At 37.4% G+C, this 19,012-nt stretch carries 15 protein-coding genes; 4 read left to right on the forward strand and 11 right to left on the reverse strand.

What is annotated here, in order from left to right:
* The 6 genes from ugpE to ACFILA_RS06495 form a co-directional block, all read right to left on the reverse strand.
* On the reverse strand, positions 1–852 hold the full coding sequence (ugpE, locus tag ACFILA_RS06470) for a sn-glycerol-3-phosphate ABC transporter permease UgpE (protein ID WP_375637593.1): 852 nt from the start codon (positions 850–852) through the stop codon (positions 1–3).
* A 10-nt stretch (positions 853–862) separates the two neighbouring features.
* Positions 863–1,747 carry a sn-glycerol-3-phosphate ABC transporter permease UgpA gene (gene ugpA, locus ACFILA_RS06475; protein WP_375643385.1) on the reverse strand — a complete coding sequence of 295 codons (885 nt, stop codon included), beginning with the start codon at positions 1,745–1,747 and terminating at the stop codon, positions 863–865.
* A 95-nt stretch (positions 1,748–1,842) separates the two neighbouring features.
* Entirely contained in the window at positions 1,843–3,177 is a 1,335-nt protein-coding gene (gene ugpB / locus ACFILA_RS06480) for a sn-glycerol-3-phosphate ABC transporter substrate-binding protein UgpB (RefSeq protein ID WP_375631091.1), read from the reverse strand.
* A gap of 758 nt (positions 3,178–3,935) precedes the next feature.
* The gene (locus ACFILA_RS06485) at positions 3,936–4,658 is read right to left on the reverse strand and encodes a glycerophosphodiester phosphodiesterase (protein ID WP_375660849.1); all 723 of its coding nucleotides are present in this window, start codon (positions 4,656–4,658) and stop codon (positions 3,936–3,938) included.
* A gap of 76 nt (positions 4,659–4,734) precedes the next feature.
* The gene (guaA, locus tag ACFILA_RS06490) at positions 4,735–6,291 is read right to left on the reverse strand and encodes a glutamine-hydrolyzing GMP synthase (RefSeq protein ID WP_375643383.1); all 1,557 of its coding nucleotides are present in this window, start codon (positions 6,289–6,291) and stop codon (positions 4,735–4,737) included.
* 132 nt (positions 6,292–6,423) lie between these two features.
* Positions 6,424–7,710 (reverse strand): RsmB/NOP family class I SAM-dependent RNA methyltransferase, encoded by a 1,287-nt coding sequence (locus ACFILA_RS06495; protein ID WP_273790617.1) that lies wholly within the window; start codon positions 7,708–7,710, stop codon positions 6,424–6,426.
* A gap of 454 nt (positions 7,711–8,164) precedes the next feature.
* Here ACFILA_RS06495 and ACFILA_RS06500 point away from each other — a divergent pair, with 454 nt between their 5' ends.
* Positions 8,165–8,311, forward strand: coding sequence for a hypothetical protein (locus ACFILA_RS06500; protein WP_375631092.1), 147 nt, complete (start codon positions 8,165–8,167; stop codon positions 8,309–8,311).
* A gap of 179 nt (positions 8,312–8,490) precedes the next feature.
* Here the strand turns inward: ACFILA_RS06500 and guaB are convergent, their stop codons facing one another.
* The 3 genes from guaB to ACFILA_RS06515 form a co-directional block, all read right to left on the reverse strand.
* Positions 8,491–9,990, reverse strand: a complete 1,500-nt coding sequence (gene guaB, locus ACFILA_RS06505; RefSeq protein ID WP_273790618.1) for an IMP dehydrogenase — start codon at positions 9,988–9,990, stop codon at positions 8,491–8,493.
* A 150-nt stretch (positions 9,991–10,140) separates the two neighbouring features.
* Entirely contained in the window at positions 10,141–11,712 is a 1,572-nt protein-coding gene (locus tag ACFILA_RS06510) for a phospholipase D family protein (RefSeq protein WP_375657919.1), read from the reverse strand.
* Between the two features lie 403 nt (positions 11,713–12,115).
* Positions 12,116–13,501: a sigma-54-dependent transcriptional regulator gene (locus tag ACFILA_RS06515; RefSeq protein ID WP_375660850.1), complete on the reverse strand. Its 1,386-nt coding sequence runs from the start codon at positions 13,499–13,501 to the stop codon at positions 12,116–12,118.
* 252 nt (positions 13,502–13,753) lie between these two features.
* Between ACFILA_RS06515 and ACFILA_RS06520 the strand changes: the two genes are divergently transcribed.
* Complete coding sequence (locus ACFILA_RS06520) at positions 13,754–14,113, forward strand: hypothetical protein (protein ID WP_273790621.1); 360 nt, start codon at positions 13,754–13,756, stop codon at positions 14,111–14,113.
* Between the two features lie 276 nt (positions 14,114–14,389).
* Here ACFILA_RS06520 and ACFILA_RS06525 read toward each other — a convergent pair whose 3' ends face one another.
* Both ACFILA_RS06525 and ACFILA_RS06530 read right to left on the reverse strand, forming a co-directional pair.
* Positions 14,390–15,382, reverse strand: coding sequence for an SIS domain-containing protein (locus ACFILA_RS06525; protein WP_375660851.1), 993 nt, complete (start codon positions 15,380–15,382; stop codon positions 14,390–14,392).
* 39 nt (positions 15,383–15,421) lie between these two features.
* Complete coding sequence (locus tag ACFILA_RS06530) at positions 15,422–16,312, reverse strand: UTP--glucose-1-phosphate uridylyltransferase (RefSeq protein ID WP_375660852.1); 891 nt, start codon at positions 16,310–16,312, stop codon at positions 15,422–15,424.
* Positions 16,313–16,576: 264 nt separating this feature from the next.
* On the opposite strand from ACFILA_RS06530, the gene ACFILA_RS06535 reads away from it, so the two are divergent.
* Entirely contained in the window at positions 16,577–17,830 is a 1,254-nt protein-coding gene (locus ACFILA_RS06535) for a lytic murein transglycosylase (protein WP_375660853.1), read from the forward strand.
* A gap of 14 nt (positions 17,831–17,844) precedes the next feature.
* Positions 17,845–18,921 carry an SGNH family hydrolase gene (locus ACFILA_RS06540; protein WP_375660854.1) on the forward strand — a complete coding sequence of 359 codons (1,077 nt, stop codon included), beginning with the start codon at positions 17,845–17,847 and terminating at the stop codon, positions 18,919–18,921.
* The last annotated feature ends 91 nt before the right edge of the window (positions 18,922–19,012 follow it).

Genomic DNA, 19,012 nt, shown 5'->3' on the forward strand with positions numbered 1-19,012 from the left:
TTACTTCTCCGTTTCAATAAGGCCTTTGATAAAAAGCCGCTGCATGAAGATAACAACAAGAACAGGGGGAACCATGGCAACAACCGATACTGCCATGAGTATATTCCATTGAGGATCATGTTGAAGTGATTCGACAATAAGCTGTTTTAAAATAATAAGGATCGTTTGATGATTTTGATCCGTTGTGATGATAAGAGGCCAGAGATATTGTATCCATCCATAAATGAACATAATGATAAATAAAGCAGCGATATTGCTTTTACTAAGAGGAAGAAGGATATCCTTAAAAAATTTAACTGGACCTGCACCATCAACACGTGCCGCCTCTAAGAGTTCATCTGGAACAGTCAAAAAAAACTGGCGAAATAAAAATGTAGCGGTTGCAGATGCAATAAGTGGAATAATCATTCCACTATAGGTGTTAACCATCCCCAATTTTGCAACAATCTCATAGGTTGGAAGAATACGAACTTCGACAGGGAGCATCAATGTAACAAAAATAAGAACAAAAGCAGTTTTTCGGAAGGGAAAGCGCATGTAAATAATTGCATAAGCAGACAAAAGTGAAATAATAATTTTTCCAATACTAATCCCAAGAGCCATAATGAATGAATTCATTAAGAGTGGCCAGAGGTTGGGCAAACCTAGCCGTGCAAGGCCATCACCAAAGATTGTTTTATAATTTTCCAGAGCGTATTTCCCAGGCAAAAGAGGAAGTGTTCCTGAGTTAAATGCTGCTGAACTATGAGTTGATGCAATGATAGCAACATAAACTGGAAAGCAAATAATGATAATACCAACAATGAGAGTAATATGGGTTAGAAATTTCAAAACAGGGCGATTTTCAACCATAATTTGTTTCCTAATATTGTACACGGCGCTCAATCCAGCGAAACTGGATAAACGTTAAGACAATAACCATCAACATCAATATTGTTGATTGTGCTGCTGATGCACCGATTATTTGATTTCTAAAGCCATCGTCATATACTTTATAGACGAGGATGCTCGTTGCACGCGCAGGACCTCCAGAAGTTGTATTATCAATAATACCAAAAGTATCAAACATAACATAATTGACATTGACAATAAGAAGGAAAAACGTCGTTGGTGAAATTTGCGGGAAGACCACTGTCCAAAATCGTTTAAAAGGACCAGCACCATCAATGGCGGCTGCTTCTATTTGAGAACGCGGAACAGACTGAAGACCTGTAAGAAAAAAGAGAAAATTGTAAGAAATTTGTTTCCAACTAGCCGCAATGACAATAAGAATCATTGCTTGAGTGCCATTAATACGATAATTCCATAGCACTCCTATTTTCTCGAGAAGAAAAGGCATAATTCCGATAGTGGGATGAAAGATAAACAGCCATAATATACCTGCCAATACTGGAGCAACAGCATAGGGCCAAAGCAAAAGCATTGTATAAGCCTTTTTTGCACGGATGACACGATCAACACAGACAGCTAAGAGAAGTGATATTGTCATTGAAGCGACAGTAACTGAGATGGAAAATACTGCGGTTGTAAGAAGCGATTGCCGATAAGTAGGATCAGAAAGAACGGTTAGATAATTCTCAAAACCAATAAAGGTTGTTGTAAAGCCAAAAGGGTCTTCACGCTCAAAAGATGATTTTATTGCTTGAGCAGCAGGCCAAAAGAAAAACAAAAAAGTCACAAAAAGCTGAGGAAAAAGCAGTCCATAAGAAAGTAGATTATTTTTAAAATATGCATGTTTTTCTTGCATTCGTAGGGCTCTTTAAATGTAGAGACTTTAAAAAGGTAAACAAAAAGGACTCAACTGTTTTTGTTGAGTCTTTAATGTTTAACAATAAAACGAAATTAATGATTAGATCTTTCAAATTCACGCAAGAGTTTATTTCCACGTTCAACGGTCTCATCTAAACCATCTTTCGGCGTTTTTGAACCACTAAGAACAGCTTCCAACTCTTGATCAAGAATGGCACGGATTTGTGGTAAATTACCAAATCTTATCCCTTTTGAGTTAACTGTTGGTGGATTAAGATTAATCTGTTTGATAGCTATATCCGCACCTGGCGTTTTTTCATAGAAATGTTGTTTTTTACTCAATTCATAAGTCGTTTTTGTGGTTGGAAGATAACCTGTCTCCTGATGCCATTTTGCTTGATTTTCTGTTTTCGAAAGAAATTTAAGAAAAGCGGCTGCCCCTGCATATTCCTTTGGGGTATGGCCCTTAAACGCCCAAATAGAAGCTCCCCCAATAACTGAATTTTGTGGTGCTCCTTCTGTATCCTTATAGTACGGTAGCATACCAACCCCCACATTAAACTGAGCTTCAGAAACAATTCCAGCATGTGATCCTGAAGATTGCATAAAAATTGCACAATTTTGTGCCATAAACATTGGTGTTGAATCTAATGCACCTGCTGGACCACCATAGCGGAAAATACCTTGATCAGACCACTTTTTCAGGTCAGTCCACATACGCACTTGTAAAGGTCCATTAAATGTAAGTTCTGAATCAAGTCCTTTAAAGCCATTTTCCTTCGTTCCAAACGGAACATTATGCAACGCTGAAAAATTTTCTATACCAATCCATTGAGCGGCATAAGCCATTGTAAAACCACAAGTTGCTGCTTTAGTCTCAAGAATTTTTTTGGAAAAGTTTTCTATATCTTGCCACGTTTTAGGAGGCTGTTCTGGATCAAGCCCTGCTTTTTTAAAGATATCTTTGTTATAATAAAGGATGGGTGTTGAAATATTGAATGGCATAGAAACCATACGCCCCTGTTCATCGGAGTAATAACCACTAATAGCAGGGAAATAATCTGTAGGATCAAATTCTTGTTTTGTATCAGCCATAAGTTGATAAAATGGGTAGATTGCGCCTTTTGCAGCCATCATAGTTCCAGTACCAACGTCATAAATTTGGGCAAGTACTGGCTGTTTCTTTCCACGAAATGCTGCAATAAGTGAAATCAACCCCTCTTCATATTCACCGCGATATGAAGAAACAACTTTATACTCAGATTGACTTGCATTAAAATCGTTAATGAGACTTTCAGTTTGCTTTCCTAATTCACCACTCATAGAATGCCAAAAGCTGATTTTTGTCTGCGCAAAACTTGCTGTTATTCCCGCTGTGGACATTATGATAGCAACCGTGGCCGCTATGGAAAGATAAAAACGACTCATGGTTCACCCTTTCTGAAGTGATGGAATACAAACTACCCCTAAATTTATAGTATTACACATGAACATGCTATGACAGTTTTATTTCAGAAACATATTCTCTCATTTAAACAGGAACCACCAAAAGGTCAAATGAATTTGTTTAAATTTATTCATTTTCTTTTATAAGCATTCTTATGTATTAACGAAGAGACAAATAAAACTTTTCTTAAAATTAAAAATCATTTTGAGCGCTTAATAGTCTCTTTCCCTGTAACAAGATCACGCCCCTCACGCAAAACAAAATGACAATGTATGACCAATTTCCATGCTGTAAAAAAATCTTTCAATACATCTACATTTCGTGATAGCTCCTATAATATAAGCCATAAAGCCTCTCCACTAAAGTATATAAGACTTTTTGTATACCATCACTTTTACACTTCATAAAAGTGCAAAACGACATCATCATGTGAGACCCTAATGCTTCAACAAATCTTGCATTTAAAATACGTTCAATGAACATTTTCATTCTTTTCTCAATCATTTTTTATCCACACACCAACTCTGCTTGTAATGTGCAAAGGAATGATTTTGATTGATTCATTGTAAAAAGACTTGAAATAAGAGAAACTCACGTATTAAAGACTCTTATTCACATGAACAAACTATTAATTATCATTATAAATCAATGTGTTATTGTTATATATTAGATAATTTTTCTTCTTCCATTACGCTAGCTTTATGAGGATATATAGCTCCTTTTGTGTTGATGTATTTTTTTACCTTTGTGCACACAATTGCAATGCGAGATCAGGTTGATCTGTCGTAATGTAATGTACAGGCATATCAAGCCAATGTGATAACCGAGCTTTTCCATTAATTGTCCATACCCCTACAGTAAAACCAGCCTCAAGAGCTGATTCAATAAAGTTCTGTGAAACAATGGAGCCATCTAAACTTAGATCAGAATAACCTAATTGCTTCCATTCAGAAAAATGACGGTACATATCACCTTCAAAATTATCAACACATGGACCAGATGGTATTCCTGCTTCAATAAAAGGACGAAGGATAAAAGGATCAAAACTAATTGCAGAAACCCGTTCTAATAAATTTCGGCTTTTTATTAGTGCAAGCGCTTTTTGGGATAATATTGTTTCACGCTCCACTTCACCACATGTTTTGATTTCAAGATGCAATGCAACATTCGTTGGTGCTAAAAGATCAAGCACTTCTTCTAATAAGGGAGGTGCTTCTTGGCTTCCTTTCACGCAGAGTTGTTTGCGTGTTTCATTATCAATGTCGTGAATATACCCCTTTTTCCCAACCAATTGGTCTAAACGGAAGTCGTGAAAGACAACCACTTCACCGCTTTTCAGCAAATGAACGTCGCATTCAACTTCATCAACACCTAACGCTATAGCATTATTAAATGCTGAAAGGGTATTTTCAGGATAAAGATGAGCTCCTCCACGGTGTGCAACAATTTTTTTCTCAGACATGCAAAATCCCACACTTCTCAATTTTAAACGATATTGACGTACAGATTGTCAGATAAAGGCTTATTCTTCATTTCAATTATTCCCATTCAATAGTACCAGGAGGCTTTGAGGTTACATCATATACAACACGATTAATCCCTCTAACTTCGTTAATAATACGTGCTGCTGTCTTACTTAAAAATGCCATATCATAGGGATAAAAATCAGCGGTCATTCCATCTACAGATGTGACAGCGCGAAGAGCACAAACAAATTCATAAGTGCGATCATCCCCCATAACACCAACAGTTTGAACTGGAAGAAGAACAGCAAAAGCTTGCCAAATTTCATCATAAAGACCGGCCTTACGGATTTCCTCAAGATAAATAGCATCTGCTTCGCGTAAAATTTCTAATTTTTCACGTGTTACAGCACCTGGACACCGAATTGCAAGGCCGGGACCTGGAAAAGGATGGCGACCAATAAACTGCTCCGGTAGCCCTAACTCTCGTCCTAGCGAGCGAACCTCATCCTTAAAGAGCTCACGTAACGGTTCTACAAGTTTCATCTTCATCTGTTCTGGTAGCCCACCCACATTATGATGGCTTTTAATGGTTACCGTTTCACCAATAGCAGACACACTCTCAATAACATCTGGATAAAGTGTTCCTTGTGCTAAAAACTCTGCACCTCCTATTTTTTTCGTTTCTTCTTCAAAAACTTCAATAAAAAGGCGACCAATTGTTTTGCGTTTTTTTTCTGGATCTGTCTCACCTTTTAAAGCATTAAGAAACACATCAGCAGCATTAACGTGAATAAGCTCTATATTATAGTGATCACGAAAGAGCGTGAGAACTTCTTCAGCTTCATTCTTGCGCATCAGCCCATGGTCTACCAAAATACATGTCAGTTGATCTCCTATAGCTTCATGAAGGAGTACCGCTACAACAGATGAATCCACTCCCCCTGAAAGACCACAAATCACACGACTTTTCCCAACTTTTTGTCGTATCGTAGCAATTGCCTGCTCACGATAAGAAGCCATTGACCAATTGCCTGTAATAGCAGAGATCTTATGAACAAAATTTTGCAAAAGTTTTGTACCATTCGGTGTATGGATAACTTCAGGATGAAACTGTACCGCATAAAAATGTCTTTTTTCATCCGCAATAGCCGCATAGGGAGCTCCTTTTGAGGTTCCTATGACACGAAAACCTTCTGGTAAAGCTGCCACACGGTCACCATGGCTCATCCATACTTGATAACGAGAACCTTTTTTCCACACTCCATCAAAAAGGGCACTCTCTTCTTGCACTTCCAAAAAAGCACGCCCAAATTCACGCTCATGCCCAACTTCAACCTTTCCTCCAAGCTGAACACACATGACTTGTTCACCATAGCAAATACCCAGAATCGGAATACCCGCCTCAAAAATTTCCATTGGAGCACGCGGAGAGCCCTCATCAATAACGGAATAAGGACTCCCTGATAAAATAATAGCTTTAGGATTTATGCGGCGCACAACTTCTAAAGCCAATTGAAAAGGAGCAATTTCACAATATACCCCCATTGCTCGTACCCGTCGTGCAATAAGTTGTGTAACTTGTGAACCAAAGTCAATAATAAGAACAGTGTCTGGATGTGATATGCTCATAGAAAACCAATCAACAATTGTAAAAGAAAACTCATGAGAGTTATGATTTAATCTTTCTCTTTTCACAAGCCTGTTTTCTTAAGAAAAAGATTATTCTCGTAAAGTTTATGATAAAAAGTGCAAAAATATGGATCAATGTTTTTTTTGCAACACAGATAAAAAGAACCCATCTGTTTGTGTTGTGGCTGGCGACAAAGTAAGTCCATAATTTGAAAAAACTGGTTGCACAGGAGAAAAACTAAAATGTTTCTGCCAAAGCGCTGGCATATCTATTGGAGAAAAATGAGAATGTTGTTGAAGGAAATGGGAAATTTGTTCCTCATTTTCATCTGTAAAAAGAGAACAGGTAATATAGATTAGGCGCCCATTTGGCTTAAGATAAGCTATCGCTTCATTCAAAATAGCCCTCTGTTCTGTTTGGCGTTGTTTCACCTGTTCTAATGTTAAACGCCATTTCGCATCTGGACGACGACGCCATATTCCTGTCCCACTACATGGTGCATCTAGTAGAACTCTATCCATCTGGCCTATTAATGGCTTCAATTCTTCTTTTTGTGCTCGTGTTTGTACATTACGAACACCAGCGCGTCGAAGACGATCAAAAATAGGAGCTAAGCGCGCTTTATCGGAATCATAAGCATAAATTTGTCCACGATTGTTCATATCGGAAGCTAAAGCTAATGTTTTGCCCCCAGCACCTGCACAATAATCTAATACCTGCATGCTCTCTTGCGCGTCCACAAGGTGAGCAACAATTTGAGATCCTAAATCCTGTATTTCAAAGTGTCCTTTTTGAAAAGCTTGTTCCACTTGAACATTGGGATGACGATTAAACTTTTCAATCGGTGCAATTCTTAAAGCTTGCCCAAACCATGGAAAAGATTTAAGTTTGGTTTTTGCTAATTCTTTCAGCACCTTTTCTGGTGTTGCCTTTAGGTTATTTACCCGTAGATCTAAAGAAGGACGCGTTGCTAACGCAGCCGCTTCAGTGATCCAATTATCACCAAATAAAGGACGCAGATGCGCTTGACACCATTGTGGAATATCACCACGAATATAGTCTGGAGCATCCACTAATTGCTGACCTTGCCACGATTTACGCTGCTTAGCCCCTAATAACTGTGGTGCAAACCGATCTTCTGCCAACTCACCGTCAATTTGCTCCAGCGTCATTTTTCCATAATCTAATAAGGCACCAAAAACGATATCTCGGATATCATCACTCTCCATACGCCATTGTAAAGAATAACGTCGTCTTAAAACATCATAAACGATTGTACCAATAGCTGCGCGATCACCTGCTCCAGCAAAGCGATGAGAAAGCCCCCAATCCTTTAAAGCTGCTCCTACTGGGCGATGCTTCATTTCTATCTCTTTGAGAACATCTATTGCTGCTTGCAAACGCCCACCTAATCGCATTCATTTCTCCCATTAAAATAATAAAATTTTAAATCATCTAAAAAAATAATATTATCGTCTTCTTGCCAATGGAACCTTCTCAAAGCCATAAAAAATTTACATTCAATATTAAAATGATCTGATCATACTTTTTTATAAAATCCAATTTAGAGTATCTAGATTTTTCCTTTCATCTTCTGCCCATTCGCTTTTTATCCTTCTACCTCTTATGCTAAAAGATACGTAGCCATCCATAAAGAACTTATTTCCGCCATGCATTACGAAAAAATCAAATATCTCCCATCTTTGTACGGCTATCCTGCTGAAAAAATAGAAAAAGTCTTCTCATAAAATTAAACAATTTCATCTTACGTTCAACAAAAAATTAACTTTTTAGAAAATGCTTGGAACCACTATTTGGCATGACCGTTTTTACTCTAATGGCAACTGCCAGACAATTTAAAAGGAGAAAATAATGACTTATAATAATGGAAAAACAACTTCGTCTAAAAGCCGTCATAATACAATGCCCTCAAACAACGGAAAGAAATCCATCCAAAGTGATCAGACAAACACTCGCCAACGTGCGTCAAAGACTGGACGGAAGACAACAAAAAGTTAATTCTAATTTTATATAACTTATTTCATATAGTCTTAACAGAAAGAATTAGAGTTTTGACCTCTAATTCTTTCCTTTTTGGGATTATTACACCAAATTACAAACAGAAAAAAGCGCAGTCTCTCTTTCTTATTCTCGGAAGATTTTATATTTATGCAATATGACATTAGGATCTTGTATCTTTAAACTGGCCCACGATAATTTGGACTCTCTCGTGTGATAGAAACATCATGCGTATGACTTTCATGGAGTCCCGCATTCGTAATACGTACAAACGTTGCTTTTTCACGAAACTCTACAAGATCTTTTGCTCCAACATACCCCATCGAAGCACGAAGTCCACCAGCAAGCTGATGTAGAACTGATGCTATAGGACCTTTATAAGCCACCTGCCCCTCTACACCCTCAGGAACCAACTTAAGTTCATCACGAACATCATCTTGAAAATAGCGATCTGCCGATCCTCGTGCCATAGCACCAACAGATCCCATGCCGCGATAAGCTTTAAAGGATCGTCCTTGATATAGATAAACTTCACCAGGGCTTTCTTCTGTACCCGCTAAAAGAGAGCCAATCATAGCAGCACAAGCCCCACCTGCTAAGGCTTTAGCAAAATCACCCGAAGCTTTTATCCCCCCATCAGCAATAACGGGAATACCGACCTTATCAGCAATTTCTGCCGCACTCATAATGGCTGCAAGCTGAGGAACACCAACACCTGCAACAATTCGCGTTGTGCAAATAGAACCAGGACCAATACCAACTTTTATAGCATCCGCACCACTGTCAATCAAAGCCTGTGTTGCTTGCGGAGTTGCGACATTACCAGCAATAATGGCTGGAGAAAACGTCATTTTTTTAATACGCTCAACTGTGTCTAATACACGCTGAGAATGTCCATGTGCAGTATCAATCACTAGAATATCAACACCTGCATCAATTAATCGTTCAGCCCGCTCAAACCCATCGTCCCCTACACTACTTGCAGCTGCAACACGCAAGCGACCTTGCGAATCTTTGGCAGCGTTTGGATTTAATTTTGCTTTTTCAATATCCTTAACTGTTATCAGTCCGACACAACGATTCTGTTCATCCACAACTAATAATTTTTCAATACGATGATGGTGTAAAAGATACTTTGCTTCATTGAGTTGAACATTTTCACGCACTGTGATTAAATTTTCATGCGTCATTAATTCATAAATTTTTTGTTTGGGATCCGATGCAAAACGTACATCCCTATTTGTCAAAATGCCAACAAGCCGTCCAGCAGTTTCACCTTTAGCACCATTTTCAACAACCGGAATACCGGAAATACCATGAGAGCGCATCAAAGATTTTGCTTCTTCAAGTGTTGCATCTGGTCCAATGGTGACTGGATTAACAACCATACCAGATTCAAACTTTTTTACTTGGCGGACCTCTTCTGCCTGCTCTGCAGGAGACATATTACGATGAATAACCCCAAGACCACCAGCTTGAGCCATCGCAATAGCCAAACGCGATTCTGTTACCGTATCCATTGCCGCAGAAAGCAATGGCAAATTGAGCTTAATATCCGCTGCAATGCGCGTACTGAGATCCACTTGACTAGGCATAACAAGAGAATGACCGGGTTGTAAAAGTACATCATCAAAAGTCAGTGCCAATGCACCTGTCCCCGTTTCAACAATCTTTGCCATAGCAAAATTCCTTTTATAATAAAACACCGCAAGGAGCTTTAAAATACAACTGCGGTTCTCATACATGGTAGATTGGCAAAAAATTATGCCATGCTACAAACAAAATGAAAAGAAAAATAAAATATTTTTTTAAGTGTGGTTTATAAAAATTTACAATTGTGATTCAATAGGTAACCAACTTATTATTTTTGCAAATGCGCGACGCCAAAAATTGCTTTCTGGCTCATAGTCAATGCTATATTTTTTTTCATTTTCAATAAAATCCCAATAAATACGATTATTATCACCAAGACGCAGATGATAGCTCATTTCCCCTGTGGTTTCTTCAGAAAACAACAAATCTAATCTTGCTGTAATGGGAGCACATTCAAAAAGAATGCCCATTTCTGTATTTAATGATGCTGATCTTGGATCAAAATTTAAAGATCCAATAAAAGCTGTTTTACGATCAATTAAAAAAGCTTTGGCATGTAAACTTGCCTTACTCGATCGAAACAATCGTAACCCATGAGTATTGCCTTCCGCTTTTAATTCATAAAGATTAACACCACTTTTCAACAATGCCTTACGATACGGTACATAACCACCATGCACTAATGCTACATCAGTAGCTGCTAAAGAATTTGTCAGAATTTTGACATCAACACCCTTTGAAACCAAATTACTAAAATTCTGCGTGCCAACCTTACCAGGAACAAAATAAGGTGACGTAATCTGAACCGTTTTTTGGGCATTTCCAATAACCTTTGAAAGTGCCTTCATAAGCCAATTGCTTGCTTTTTTACGCAATGCTTTTTCTGGAGGATCAGAAAGAACAACAACTTTGTCTGCTAAAAATAACCGCTTTCCTGTTTGGATAAAACAATTAAAGTTAATGTGCTCTTTGACATAATCTAAATAAACTTTTGCAACCTTGGAATCACGAAACTTTCGTAATTTATCTTTCCAATAGCTAAGATCACTTGCGCTTTTAGGAACAACCAAAGTATGAATTGGTAAAACAACAGCACTATTCCAAAAATCATCAAAGATACTTTCTACCTTTTTAACAGAGGGACCGATTAACATCAAATCTAAATCTCGAAAATGAGATTCTTTACCAGCATCAAAATAAGAATCTGCAAGATTACGTCCTCCTACAAAAGCGACCCTGCCATCAACAATAAAAGCTTTATTATGCATTCTACGTGTTACGGTAATTGCCCGTAATATAATTTCTAAACCACGGCGTAAACCACCTTTACGAGATCGCCCTGGATTAAACATTCTCACCTCAATATGAGGATGTTTATCTAGCGCAATATAAGCTGGATCACGTGCCTGAGCATTAATATCATCCAAAAGAAGCCGTACCCGAACACCCCGATCTGCTGCCTCAACTATTTCACTTAATAATAGGCGCCCCGTTAAATCATCGTCCCAAATATAATACATCAGATCAAGGCTACGCCCAGCCTCTGCAGCTCCTATTGCACGAACGCAAAACGCATCCAAATTGCTGATAATGAGGGAAAGGGCATCTTTATCAATCCCCAATCCATTTTCTTCCTCAGCTAATTGACTGACGATACGATCAAGCTTAGTTTCATCTTTCTGAATAGGTAACGCATAAGAACACTGCCCCCTAGCATTTTTCACAAAACGCCCATAGGTGTAGATTGCCAACATAGATGCAATAAAAAAAAAGAGGACAAAACCAATAACAATCTGTAAAAGAGTCAAAGAGGATAAACTTTCTATTTTAAACTATCACATCATCCGTAATGCAAACGATAACACTAATCACTTTATCTTAATCGTATAGCAGATAAAATGCCACTTCTTGCTTAAGAGAGTATAAATTTAATATTGATGATACAAAAATTTTAGCGGTAGTATTTAAAAGTTTTTAAAAATGCTTCTCTGTTTTAATAAATGTAAACTTAACTAAAATTGTATAAATTGAAACAAACGATTAAAATAATCACATAAAATTTATATTTGATTTAAATCTACAAAATCATCCTCTATAGATAAATTTTACAATAAATAATTGTTTTCTTAAGCTTCCCCCACGAACTTTATCAAAATCCACTCTATTTTTTTGAAACTCATGCTTGTCATGAAGAGAAATTTGTTATGAATTTTACTTTCGTTCTTGATTTCTTATTGCTCTCAATTCTTCCATTTTTCTATAAAGTGTAGAGCGACCAATATGAAGGCGGCGCGCAATCTCACTCATATGTCCTTTATAATGTTTAATCGCTTTCTCTATAATATCATGTTCCATCTCTGCAAAAGTACGCACATGCCCATCAGTATTCAAAAATTTTATCGATTCTTGTTCATTATCTTCTTGTATATTACCCTCAATGATATTGGGAACATTCATTAATGAATTTCCCATTAATTGCGGAAAATCTCGAACAGTTAATAAAGGTCCTTCACTGAGTAAAATCGCACGAAATAAAAAGGTTTCAAGCTCATTTCTATTGCCAGGCCAATCATACTGCATAAGCAAGGAAAGAGCAGAGCCTGCTAAACCATGCACATGTGATCGCCCTGTTTCTGTGATAATGCGATCAATCAAACGTTGTGTAATCTCTGGAAAATCATCCCTTAATTCTCGTAAAGCAGGGACGCTAATAGACAAGTGAGAAAATTGTTCAAACAAACTATGCAAAAAAAAGTTCTCATTAACCAAGTCCTTTAAACGCGATGTTGAAATAGCAATGATCCGAAAAGGGGAAAATCCTCCTTTTGTATCCCTTTCCCTCTCTTTAAGGTAATGAGCAAACCGTTTTTGCTGTATGGGCTCAAGTCGATCAATATCACAAAGGCAAAGTGTCCCTTTTTCAAGAGAAGAAACCAATGGTAGGAATTCTTTAAACCACTGCTGATTTTCTTCTTCTGGATCAACGATGGCTGAACATTGAAAGCGAACAAAAACACCCTCCGAAAATAATCCCTCATGATGAATAATCCGAGCTAATGTCTCACGTCCTGTTCCAGCTTCCCCCTCTATCAAAAGATTCTGTAAAGAAGTTGCTGCTTGTCTCGATTGTTCTAACACTATCTGCATAGCTCTACTTTTTACGCAAAGATCAGAAAACCGTAAATGATTCTCTTTTTTTCGCCGAATATCTCGAACCTCATGCTCCAAGGCAGAAATAAGAGCAAGAATATCCAAAGTAACTCTTACGCGTAATAATGTTACTGGATGGATCCAATAATCAATAGCTCCAGCTGTTAAAGCTTTCTGGAGTAAATGCTGATTCTCTTGTTGTGCTATAACGACAATAGGAACAGAAACACCAGCAACTCTAATCATTTTAATCAAATCGCTCACACTCAAATCACTCATAACGACATCAAGGAGTGCAAGCACAATGTTTTTACGCCTGTGTAAAAGATCAATAGTACGGAGACCATTTTCTGCTTCAATGACACGATAACCAAAACCTCTCAGCATAGCAGAAAGTTCTATACGTCTTCCATAATCTTCACTCGCAACAAGAATGGGACCAACCATAATGTCAATAATCTCCTTTGAGACTACTCAGCAGCTTAATATCAAAATTGTTGTAAACCATAAGAAATATTTCACCTCTTGTGTTTCACTTACGAACTTCATCAAGCTATCAATTAAATACAACATTAAGGCATTTTTTTCCATTTTTTTGCTTTTTCATTGATTTTCATTAAATTTTTCATATTGACTCATGGGGTAATTTAATAATGTTATAGAAACTCGAGAGCAAATAATCTAAATAGAGTGCAATAAATGAAACATACCTATCATATTTTATGTCTTACAATCACCGCCTTGCTGTTAAGTGCCTGTAAATTTTCGCAATATTATAATTCAAATATGCCAACTGGAATTGATGGGAAATGGGTTGATGAGAATGGTATTATTTCTTCTTTCCACAATGGTGTTTTTGAAACGCGTGCAGCAGATACAGAAGAAAAACTATCAGAAGGGGCATATAATTATCTCAATGCCCAAAATATAGAAATTGAAATACGCTCTATTCTCCGTGGAACAATTTCTAGAGTCAATTGTACAATGTCATATGACGCCACACAACTTCTCTGCACCTCACATACAGGAGCACAGTTTTTCCTTAAGCGGAAATCTTAAACAAAGTACAAGGGAAACCTCTCTTAAGAACAGAGGGAGCACACACATTAAGCAGGAGGCGATCCGTTCTCCTCCTGATAGAAAATCCTCTCTAAAATACGCAAAGAGGCTGGTATAATCTTTACCCTGAGAATTTTCTAAACATTATGAAATGCGTAAAATAATCATTTTCTTCCACAAAATATCAGTAAAGCCACCTCACAATAAAATTGTAACTTTGTATCCTGCAATCTATTTCAACCTAAAATAACATTTTATTTGATAAGGAAGCTTAATCTAAGCAGCGCCAATGCGCAAAAGATCATGAAAATGGACAATTCCTATCGGTTTTTTATCTTCAACCACGAAAAATGCACCAATCTGATGATCATTAATAAAAGCTGTTGCTGCACCAACAAGTGTATTTGGCTTTACAACTTTAGGAGCTTTGGTCATCACCTCGTCAACATTAAATTTTGATAAATTAAAATGAATGTTACGTGCAAGGTCGCCATCAGTTACAATTCCGATTAGTTCACCTTCTTGATTCACAACACCAACACAACCAAAATGTTTTTCCACCAAAACATTCATCGCTTCAGTCATAGATGTTCCCTGCATTACCAAAGGAATATTATCACCCTCATGCATAATATCACACACGTATTTAAGGCTTGCACCAAGAGAACCACCAGGATGATATATTTTGAAATCCGTTGCGGTAAAACCACGCATTTCTAAAAGAGAAACCGCTAATGCATCTCCCATTGCCAATTGCATAATTGTTGAAGTTGTAGGGGCTAAACCATGGGGGCAAGCCTCTTCTATCTTTGGTAATAATAGCACAATATCAGCTTGTCGTCCTAACACAGAGTGCTTACTTGATGTCATCGCAATAAGGGGAATACGAAAACGCGCCGCATAACTCATAATACCACTTAACTCTTGAGTTTCACCAGACCATGATAAAGCAAGAATAACATCATCAGATCCAATCATACCAAGATCACCATGATTGGCTTCTGCAGCGTGAACAAAAAAGGCAGGTGTTCCAGTTGAGGCTAAGGTTGCTGCAATTTTTGTCCCTATATGACCACTTTTTCCAAGACCAGTAATAACCACATGTCCACGAGCATTTCTAATAGTTTGAACAGCCGCTTCAAAAGAAGAAGAAAGACTTTCCAGAAGAGCTTTTTCAAGGGCTTCAAGCCCCTGCTTTTCACTGGCAAGTGTTTTAAGCGCTGATACAACAGCACCCTGCAAAGCCATATGAGGAGACGATATTATCATAATCAAATTCGATCAATAAAATTAAATGAGAGATCTATATTATTTTTCAACATTAATGGTTTCCAGTAAATTTTTCAATGAAGCAGAAACGTGGCTGTGCATATCAGCGCGTGCCAAAGAAAATGCAACGTTGGCTTCAATAAAACCAGCTTTAGAACCGCAATCAAAAGTGCGCCCTTTTACTTGCAAACCCCAAAAATCTTGCTCATTTGAAAGCCGTATCATAGCATCTGTTAATTGAATTTCATTTCCTGTTCCCCGTTCTTGAGTGGAAAGAATATTAAAAATTTCTGGCTGCAAAATATAACGTCCATTGATGTACAAATTTGATGGTGCCGTTCCTTGTGCTGGTTTCTCTACCATTTTTGTGATTTCAAAACCATTTGCAATCTGTTTGCCTTTCCCAACAATACCATATTTATGTGTTTCTCTAGGATCGCATTCCTGAACTGCTATAATATTTCCCCCACCCACCTTTTCATAAAGACTAATCATCTCAGAAAGACAGCCATTTTTCGCCTGTATCAACATATCGGGTAATAACAAAGCAAAAGGTTCCCCTGCAACTAATTCACGCGCACACCAAAGAGCATGCCCTAATCCCAAAGGTTGCTGTTGCCGAGTGAAAGAAGTTGACCCTGGTAATGGCTGTAAACGGTATAAATTTGCAAGATCTTCTTTCTTTCCACATTCAGCAAGTGTCGTGTATAATTCAACTTGCGCATCAAAATAATCCTCAATGACTGCTTTGTTACGTCCAGTCACAAAAATAAAATGCTCAATACCAGCTTCCCTCGCCTCATCCACAACATATTGAATAACAGGTTTATCAACAACTGTTAGCATTTCTTTAGGAATCGTTTTTGTCGCAGGAAGGAAACGCGTCCCAAGACCTGCAACTGGGAATACTGCTTTCCGGATTTTACGCACACTCACCCTCCTCAATGAATTCATATAACTTTTTTGTTTTATTTATCATATGTTTTTACGAAATGGTAAAAAAGATATCTTATTGTTTTGATTATCATTATAATGGATAATAAAAATGTAAAAAGAGTCTGAGAATTTATTGAAAAGATTAAAACGTATTATTTATTCAGTTTTTTCCTCTTCTTGATCATATTATCGATTAAACTAAATACAAAATAAAGTTATTGCACATCTAATGAATTGAATATTAATGGGGATTTCAAAATGCAAAAAACAGAATTGAAGACTCTCTTTTTAGAGAAGTCAATAACTTGGAGAACTCTTTTCACTGTCTCTGCCGTTATTTTTTCTGCTTTTTTTATGTTTTTTATATCCCTTTCATATGCTGATAGCGGATTTAAACACTGGATTAAAGAATTTAAAAAAATAGCTATTGCTCACAATATTACCCCTTCTACGTTTCATATGGCGTTTAAAGGTGTTAATGCCATTGATCCAGAAGTTCTAAAAAGTGCCGCATACCAACCGGAATTTGTTGCTCCTTCATGGAACTATTTCGATAATCGTGTCCATGATATTGCAATTGAGGAAGGACGGCGCCAAACTCAAAAATGGAACAAATGGCTTCTTCAAATTGAAAAACGTTTTGGTGTTGATCACAATATTCTGCTTGCTATTTGGTCAATGGAAAGCAACTATGGGAAGGTTTTAGCCAATAAAAGTGTAATGCGTGATACCATTCGCTCTCTTGCAACTTTAGCCTATGCTGATAAAAAACGTGCAAAATATGCATATACACAGCTGATTGCTGCTATGAAAATTCTACAAAGTGGCGAAATTAAACGCTCTCAACTCACTGGATCTTGGGCCGGTGCATTGGGGCATACACAATTTATTCCAAGCAGTTATCTCGCCTATGCAGTTGATATGGACCAAGATGGACGGCGTGATATCTGGAACTCTGTTCCAGATGCTCTGGCTACTGCTGCTAACCTTCTCCACAAAAATGGCTGGCAACCTAATCTTATTTGGGGAGTAGAGGTAAAAGTGCCGCAGGGGAAAAACCTTCCTGAAGGCTGGTATTCCTTTGAACAATGGAAAAAATTAGGTGTAAAACACGCAAATGGGCACCCTCTTCCTACATCAGCTGAACAAGCAATATTAAAATATCCAGATGGAGCAAAAGGACCTATATTTTTAGTCACAAAAAATTTCTTTGTTCTGAAACATTATAATAATGCAGATCGTTATGCGTTTGCTGTTGGCCTTCTTGCTGATCGCATTGCTGGACATCCTGGATTGGTAAATGATTGGCAAAGACCTTTTCAACCTCTTACTTTCCAGGAATGTAAAGAACTACAATCTCGCTTAAGTGCACTGGGCTATTATAAAGGGAATGTTGATGGAAAAATCGGAACAGCTTCTCGCAAAGCAATTAAAGCTTTTCAACTGCGTCACGGTCTAAAAGCAAATGGATATCCATCATCTCAAGTGCTTTTTCTCCTTCGCAAACAATAAGGGAGACTAAATTTTTGTCTTCTTTTCGCCTGATATACTTGACATTATTGCTGTTTTCACTTTCTATTGTGGGGATCTTACAGCCATCCCCAAGTAAAGCAACGAACTTCTTCAAATGGTTGTCACAACAAAACAAACAGACACAGCAGCCACCGCAAATTATAGAACAAAAAATAGACAAGCCGCAAAAAAAGATCGTAACACAAAAAAACATACAAAAGCTAAAAAATGAGAATGCAAAGCGCGTTCTTGTCATAGGGGATTTTGCAGCTTCTGCTGTTGCCGATGCACTTAAGAAGTCTTTTATAAATAATAGCGATATCGTTATCATGAACAACACAATACCAGCTTCCGGCTTAGTTCGAACGGATTATTATTCTTGGCAAGGCAATATTTCTAAACTCATTGATCAAAATAATCCCGATGTTATTATCATGATGATCGGTGCAAATGATAATCAACCCATCACAGACTCTCATAACATGATTAACACAGATCAGTCAGAATGGATGCGCATCTACAAACAAAGAATTATCGAAATTGCTGAAAGTCTTCATGCCTCTGGAAAACCATGGATATGGATAGGTCAGCCTTCTTTTGAAAATGATCTTTTGACACAAAAAATAAAAATTTTTAATGCGCTCTATCAACAAGAAACAGAAACAGCAGGAGGGTATTTTCTCGATATCTGGAGCGGCTTTAGTGATGAGACAGGAAATTTTTCTTTTTCAGGCTATGATATTAATGGGAAAATAACCAAATTACGCACCAATAATGGCATGCATTTCACCCCTGAAGGAAAGAAAAAACTTGCCTCTTATTTAGAAAAGCCATTGAAAAATATTTTAAATTTTTATGCCTTTTCTCATGGAAATCCTTACTCAACCGATCAAGCTATTCAAAAACTTATACAAGAATCAGAGAATCAAGAGCGGAGTAAAATTATGCGTCAGCTTCCAATGAGCCTCGATGATATGGCACAACAAAACACTCACCTTTTAGGCAAAAGAAAGTCAAGTTTTATAAAAAAATCATGGTTTCCACCAAATGGGCATCAAAAAGATCGAGCTGATGATTTTTCTTTCCCATAATGTCTATTTAAAATACAAAATCTGTTTTCCTCTATAAACAAAAAGCGAATAAGATAAAAAACTCTGTTTACAGAGCTATAATGAAGAGGAA

This window comes from Bartonella sp. CL71SXKL, assembly GCF_042194935.1.
Lineage (GTDB): Bacteria > Pseudomonadota > Alphaproteobacteria > Rhizobiales > Rhizobiaceae > Bartonella.

Excerpts from the sequence above, each read along its gene's own strand:
- ugpE (WP_375637593.1), bottom strand. The coding sequence starts at position 852 with ATGGTTGAAAATCGCCCTGTTTTGAAATTTCTAACCCATATTACTCTC.
- ugpA (WP_375643385.1), bottom strand. The coding sequence starts at position 1,747 with ATGCAAGAAAAACATGCATATTTTAAAAATAATCTACTTTCTTATGGA.
- ugpB (WP_375631091.1), bottom strand. The coding sequence starts at position 3,177 with ATGAGTCGTTTTTATCTTTCCATAGCGGCCACGGTTGCTATCATAATG.
- ACFILA_RS06485 (WP_375660849.1), bottom strand. The coding sequence starts at position 4,658 with ATGTCTGAGAAAAAAATTGTTGCACACCGTGGAGGAGCTCATCTTTAT.
- guaA (WP_375643383.1), bottom strand. The coding sequence starts at position 6,291 with ATGAGCATATCACATCCAGACACTGTTCTTATTATTGACTTTGGTTCA.
- ACFILA_RS06495 (WP_273790617.1), bottom strand. The coding sequence starts at position 7,710 with ATGCGATTAGGTGGGCGTTTGCAAGCAGCAATAGATGTTCTCAAAGAG.
- ACFILA_RS06500 (WP_375631092.1), top strand. The coding sequence starts at position 8,165 with ATGACTTATAATAATGGAAAAACAACTTCGTCTAAAAGCCGTCATAAT.
- guaB (WP_273790618.1), bottom strand. The coding sequence starts at position 9,990 with ATGGCAAAGATTGTTGAAACGGGGACAGGTGCATTGGCACTGACTTTT.
- ACFILA_RS06515 (WP_375660850.1), bottom strand. The coding sequence starts at position 13,501 with ATGGTTGGTCCCATTCTTGTTGCGAGTGAAGATTATGGAAGACGTATA.
- ACFILA_RS06520 (WP_273790621.1), top strand. The coding sequence starts at position 13,754 with ATGAAACATACCTATCATATTTTATGTCTTACAATCACCGCCTTGCTG.
- ACFILA_RS06525 (WP_375660851.1), bottom strand. The coding sequence starts at position 15,382 with ATGATAATATCGTCTCCTCATATGGCTTTGCAGGGTGCTGTTGTATCA.
- ACFILA_RS06535 (WP_375660853.1), top strand. The coding sequence starts at position 16,577 with ATGCAAAAAACAGAATTGAAGACTCTCTTTTTAGAGAAGTCAATAACT.